The sequence below is a fragment of the Bacteroidetes bacterium SB0662_bin_6 genome (genome assembly GCA_009839485.1).
GTDB lineage: Bacteria > Bacteroidota > Rhodothermia > Rhodothermales > VXPQ01 > VXPQ01.
On the sequence record VXPQ01000036.1, the window covers coordinates 1 to 6,169 of the forward strand.

Here is a 6,169-nt window from a genome sequence, read left to right on the forward strand (position 1 = left end):
CTTATGTGGCTGGGCCACACTGCGCTCGCGGCGCCTGGCCTGGCAGGAAAACAGGCCCCGCAGAGCGCCGCTGCATAGTGGTAACAGGCCCAGGAAGAAAGCCCTGTACCCGGTCGAGTACAGGGCTTTTTCATTGGAATAAAAAAGATGCTTCCGTCATCATACCGAAAGGAAACGTCATGACCCATCCACCAGGAAAGGCCTCCGGAGTGAAGGGGCAATATACTTGTATCGCCGATTCGATCTCTGCCGGAGAAGAAATATCTGTCGGACACCACGTGGTCGTTGAATCCGAAGTATGTATCGGCGCACACACTCGTATAGGAGACCATGCCGTCATCGCCCGTAATGTACAAATCGGCGAGGGCTGTGAGATCGGTAGACATGTCGTCATCCACGAAGGGGTGCAGATAGGTAACGGCGTCCGAATTGATGACGGGGCCGTCATTGGCAAACAACCTATGGCTGCGGCGAACAGTGCAGTAACCCGAAAACACAAGCAGCCTCCTTGCCGCATTGGATCAGGATGTCTGATCGGAACAGGGGCCGTCCTGTATGCAGGTTGTGTGCTGGAAGAGCATGTATTGATAGCAGATCTGGCTACAATCCGCGAGGAAGTAACCGTCGGAAGCCACACCATCATCGGGCGCGGCGTCGCTGTCGAAAACGAATGCGCCATCGGGCAGTACTGCAAAATCGAAACGAATGCATATATCGCCGCGTACTCCGTGGTGGAAGATCGTGCATTCGTAGCCCCGGGCGTTCTCACGAGCAATGATAATTTCCTGGGCCGCACGAAAGACCGTTTCCGGCACTTCAAGGGAGCCGTCATACGCCGGGGCGCCCGCCTCGGAACCGGATCGGTAATATTGCCCGGAATGGAAATCGAAGGGGATGCTGTCGTCGCCGCCGGAGCCCTTCTTACCAAAAATGCCGCAGCGCGTACGATCCATGCAGGGGTTCCCGCGCGTACGCACCGCACCGTTCCGGAAGAGCAGCTTCTGGAAAATCAGGGATGGGAAGACGTATAGCGCACATGTCGCCCGCACGTTTGACTCCGCATACCGCACCAGACACAGGTTGCCCGATCTGAAATGAACGTCAAGATGGCAGATCTGCGCGGTCAACACGAAATGATCGCACCCGAGATCGACAAGGCCATTCAGTCGGTCCTGGAACATGCGGCCTTCATACGAGGCCGGGAAGTGGATGAATTGGAATCCGAATTGGCCGATTACCTCGACGTATCGCATGTCCTCGGCGTTGCAAATGGAACCGATGCCCTGCAAATCGCCATGATGTCCCTCGACATCGGACCCGGGGATGAAATCATCACTTCTGCATTCACGGTCTTTGCAACGGCCGAGGCAGGGGGCTTGCTGGGCGCCACACCCGTCTTCGCCGACATCGATCCCCGAACCTTCAACATCGACCCCGAATGTGTCGAATCATTGATCACGCCGCGTACGAAAGCCATCGTCCCGGTGCACCTGTTCGGTCAGCCCGCCGATATGGCGCCCATTATGGAAATCGCACACAGACATGGATTGGGCGTCATCGAGGACAACGCACAGTCCATCGGCGCGGAATACCGGGATCAAAAAACCGGATGCATCGGCGACATCGGGTGTCTTTCCTTTTTTCCCACCAAAAACCTGGGATGCTATGGGGACGGGGGAGCCATAGTGACCAACGATGAAGCCCTGCACAAAAAAGCCCGCATGGTATCAAACCATGGCGCCGAGCGAAAATACCACAACGAAATCGTCGGGGTGAACAGCCGACTGGACACAATCCAGGCTGCCATTCTGAAGGTCAAACTCCGGCATCTCGACACGTATCAAACCCGCCGTCAACAAGTTGCACGGATCTACGACACGCTGTTTGACGAGCATCCATTTATTACGACCCCGCATCATGCCCCTGACCGGACACACGTATATCACCAATACACGCTCCGTATCTCCGAAGAATTTCCCGGAAAAAGAGATGGGCTGGCGGCATTCCTGGCCGAGCACCGCATTCCACACGCGATATACTATCCCGTACCTCTCCATAACCTTCCCGTTTTCGCCAGGGGCGGTTGCCGAAAAGGCCCGCTCGACGAAACGGAAAAAGCTTCCCGGGAAGTGCTCTCCCTCCCTATCCATCCCCTGCTCACAGAACATGAGCAACAATATATTGCGGACAAGATCATGCAATACTTCGATCGTGTCGTATCGGCCTGATGAATGTAAAACGACAGCGATTTGGCAGTGAAACGACAGCAGTTTGGCGCTAAATAAATTAGGCTGTCAATTTGACATGCTGATTTAGGAAGAAGTTTCGATGCTATTTCCTGGTTCTGTGTTAGCCTCCCGAGACTGTGATTTGCCCGCAGATGGATTAGAAACGAGGACATCAACGGCGGCTCTCATAGCCTCAAAAGTAACATAATTCCCTGGGGTATTGTTGAACAGTTCAGCGATGGTTGAAATCAACTCGACGACGGTGTCGATGGGGATTACTGGAGCAAGGCCAGAGTCTTCTTCGGACACAAGGCGGGGCGTGCCAGTCTGAAGGCTTATGGCGACATCTTGATACGGAAGGTAGCCTGTGACAAGACCCAGCAAACGCGCCTGGTTGATCATAGGTCTCTGCTTGATAGACGTAATAACCGGCTTGAGCACAACCGGTCCGCCGCTATTGCCAGGATAGATGGACGAATCGATGAGAAAATTCTTGGAGCGCCCATCGTACCAGTCCCGAATACGGGCGATGATGCCGTGGCGAACTATGACATCATTCTGTGAGGTGCCAGCGATTCCCAAAGGGAATCCTAATATGAAAACCTCATTTCCCTCGTCGCACTCGCTTGATCGGAGTTCTTCACGTGTGACCGAATACCGATCAAGTGTGAGATATCGGTTGGGCTTTAACTCGGATGGCATTTGAACGCTCTCAAGACCCATAACAGCCAGATCGATGCTCGGATCCGGGTGGAATATCCACGGATCAGCAGGGAAATCCCCAGTGGGGACGGGGAACGGCGTGGCATCTTGCTCGAGTGTGGGCGCGCGAAGAAACGCCGCGATGTCTTGATCGGTTGAGGACCCCTGAAACACCCTGCCGCTTTGATCCAGTGGGGGCGGTCGAAACCGGATCCAAAGTTGACGATCGAGATTGCGCTCTATAACGTGTCGATTCGTAACTACGAAGGTGTAGTAGCAAAGACCGCGGAAACGCCGATAAACAAACACCACGAAATGCGGCGCGTTTTTCTTTCTTCTTTTTCAGACCAGGACAATGTCATGGAACGATAGAAAAACTAATTATTGACGGTGCATTGCCAGCCGCGACGGGAACAGAGATCGAGCATGGATACCAGCTGCTGGACGGTGGCTTCGCCTTGCGGGGAAAGAACAAATATCGTTCTTGCGTTCTGCCTGTACGTCTGCTCCAGGCACCCCGCCAGTGTTGCCAGGCTTGCGGGAACGCAGGCCGCCTCACTCTGAGGTAACCGCAGGACCAGGAATTGCATGCGCTCGTCAAACTGGACCTCATACAAAGGCGCAGGGTCTCTTTCCTCCTGTGATTCGTTCGGAAGCGGCACCTCCGCTTCAGGAGTCGTCTCGGTCAGGATCAGAAAACCCACGAGGAGAATGAACCCAAGGTCAATGAAAAGAAGAATGTCGGAGCGATCGTTTTCCATGATGCAGCTGTTATTGACAGGAACGGGAAGCGATGCTTCCACCTCTTGTCATACTCTCGACGACAACACATCCCTCGCTGTCGATGTACGAAAAAACCTCCGGTTGCTTGTGCACCATGATCACCAGCGGATCCGATTCCTGTATGTCCGGCTGGATGCATTGCGTGGCCTGCGGGACAAAGGTCCAAAGGTCCTCTTCGTAGTTCCAGAAGGTAATATGGACATCTTCTCCCCGCTGAAGAAGGTGGATTTCCATAGGTCCTTCAGGATAGTAGTGCAGGAGAGACCCTAATATGGCCCCGGCAAGAGCCTTCTTGGCGTCCTCTTCCGCTTCGCCTTCGTCAGCCAGAAGGGGACTTCTGCTGCGCACCGTGTTGATCCGATAGTCCGTTTCCAGATTCAACGAAACCAGCGTATTGAGCATGGCCTCAGGAAAGTACTGGCTCAGCGAAAAGTGTTCTTCACTGGGATAGAGCACAAGAATGTCGTTCGAGCCGAACCCGTCCCCCGTGACGTCCAGAAAGACCGCATGGGTATAATCGGGATCGTTCGGAAAGATGATCTGATCCTCCAGAAAACGATCGATGAACTCCAGGTCATATACCTCGGCGGCGGGAAGCACGCGCTGGTTCACCCTTGCGTCCTGTCCAAGGGAATCCCAAAAAGGCAAAAGCAACAGACCCGAAAAAATAAGAATCCGTCCTGCGGTTCCGGACAGAATTACAAAAAATGTTTTGAACAAATCGGGCATGGTTTCAAGTGCATTGTGCTGAAGAACACATGTCGTTCTCCATAGAGATTTTCTTGCAGCAACGTGCATTATGGGATGCATAATGTTTTCAAGGATGCAGTCGAGGGTCAGGCAGGGTTATGTTTGCGCGTAAACATTGAGGATGTTGTGGGTCTCTATAGGGCGATACATCAGGGTTTTTGTACAAGCGTTGCCGGGGTTCTTGCGCGGTCTTTGTCCCCTGCGTCACCTATACCCCTGCGCGGGGCATCCCACTCAACGGACACAGGCAAAGGCACACGGCCCGGTCCCCAAGGCTCAAAACGCAAAAACACAGCCCCTTCTTCCGGCATCCGATCCAGCGGGATATGTACCCGGCTGCGCGTGTACACCAATGCCTGACGGCGGCCCAGCTCACGACCGTCCCCGTCATACGCCACCACCTCGCCCACAAAAGGATGATCCTGTGTCTCCAACAGTAACGTCGCAGACAGCGAACCCACATACGATATCGACAGCAGCCGAGCGCTGAGCTGCGAGGCTCCTTCCCCGGGTACGTACACACCCGGCAGGCGCATCGTCACGCGGGCCGTACGGTCTCCCGTAACTTCCTCAGGCATGCGGTCCATATCTGCGTACTGACGTGGCTGGGACACTACGTCGAAGAACGCAGCGTAGCCCTGCTCCGCCATCACCGCATGCACTTCCTCTTCCACCCCGTAACGAACAAGGCCCTTCTCACCGGGCATAAGAACCAGCAGACCCGGATGAATGTCCACCAACCCGGACAAATCGCCAAGACGCGATCCTGATACATCCTCTACCACTATCTCGCGTCCTGTCTCCGTCGCCTCCGTATACCCGAAACGAGCCGACACCGATACCTCCAAAGGAATGAGCGACGGGTTCGCCAGCTCGAACATACCGTTAGGGTTCCCTTCCGTCAAAAACGCCATGTCGGGGTAGATTGTAAGGTTCTGCTCTTCGGTCAACGCAGCAGCAACCTCGCGCGATGTGCTGAAGTGCACCCCGCCCGGGCCTATCGTAATCACACGCCGTGCAGGAACGACCGTAATTGACACCTCTACTGCGAATGTCTCCTCGGTCTCGCCCGAACGAAGAATGATGTCCAGGCTTCCTGTATACTTCCCCGATAGTGCGTCCGTAAGGTCCAGTTCGCCTCCGAAGCGAAGAAGGCGGCAGGTTTCTTCCCTAAGCGTCACCTCCATATACAGACCCCCTACTTCCTGAGAAGAAAGCTGCTCACACGACTCCGCATACGACCAGGTGGGCGCAAGAACGAGCGAAGACCCTTCGATGGCATCCGTGCGTTTGAGGGCGACCGGAGAGGCCAGCTCGATGGAGAGGTCCATCTCCCCGTTTGCACCCGTCGCTTCGCTGCTTCCCGGTGCAAGTGTCATGCGGCCTCCATGGTACAGACCCGATACATGCGTCGATATCAGGTCCGTCATCGGATCAAGCGACACCTCAGTGTCCGCCGACTGCACCCCGAAACGCAAGGGCGAGGCGCTTACCGTTACGCCAAGGGCCGACAGATACGAAGAGTGCGGTGCGGAAGAAGAAGCGAGCGGAGGCGAAACAGGCTCGAGTTCGGGCGTCGGTATCCGGTCGAGCACCGTCACGGCGACCTCCGCCGATCCGTCTTCCGTGTTTTCCTCGCTAACCGTAAGCAGGTATTCGTACGTCTCGTCTTCGTCTACCTCCGCCGGCACGTAGAATGTCGGCGA

Annotated in this window: 5 protein-coding genes; 2 read left to right on the forward strand and 3 right to left on the reverse strand. The window is 55.1% G+C overall.

Going from position 1 to position 6,169, the window contains the following annotated elements:
- Window positions 1–179: 179 nt before the first annotated feature.
- On the forward strand, window positions 180–1,031 hold the full coding sequence (locus tag F4Y00_06825; GenBank protein ID MYE04665.1) for an N-acetyltransferase: 852 nt from the start codon (window positions 180–182) through the stop codon (window positions 1,029–1,031).
- Between the two features lie 63 nt (window positions 1,032–1,094).
- Window positions 1,095–2,228: a DegT/DnrJ/EryC1/StrS family aminotransferase gene (locus tag F4Y00_06830; protein ID MYE04666.1), complete on the forward strand. Its 1,134-nt coding sequence runs from the start codon at window positions 1,095–1,097 to the stop codon at window positions 2,226–2,228.
- An 84-nt stretch (window positions 2,229–2,312) separates the two neighbouring features.
- Here F4Y00_06830 and F4Y00_06835 read toward each other — a convergent pair whose 3' ends face one another.
- The 3 genes from F4Y00_06835 to F4Y00_06845 all read right to left on the reverse strand — a co-directional run bounded on the left by F4Y00_06835 (window position 2,313) and on the right by F4Y00_06845 (window position 4,442).
- Window positions 2,313–3,242 carry a trypsin-like peptidase domain-containing protein gene (locus F4Y00_06835; GenBank protein MYE04667.1) on the reverse strand — a complete coding sequence of 310 codons (930 nt, stop codon included), beginning with the start codon at window positions 3,240–3,242 and terminating at the stop codon, window positions 2,313–2,315.
- A gap of 65 nt (window positions 3,243–3,307) precedes the next feature.
- Complete coding sequence (locus F4Y00_06840; GenBank protein MYE04668.1) at window positions 3,308–3,691, reverse strand: hypothetical protein; 384 nt, start codon at window positions 3,689–3,691, stop codon at window positions 3,308–3,310.
- 10 nt (window positions 3,692–3,701) lie between these two features.
- Window positions 3,702–4,442 carry a hypothetical protein gene (locus F4Y00_06845; protein MYE04669.1) on the reverse strand — a complete coding sequence of 247 codons (741 nt, stop codon included), beginning with the start codon at window positions 4,440–4,442 and terminating at the stop codon, window positions 3,702–3,704.
- Between the last annotated feature and the right edge of the window lie 1,727 nt (window positions 4,443–6,169).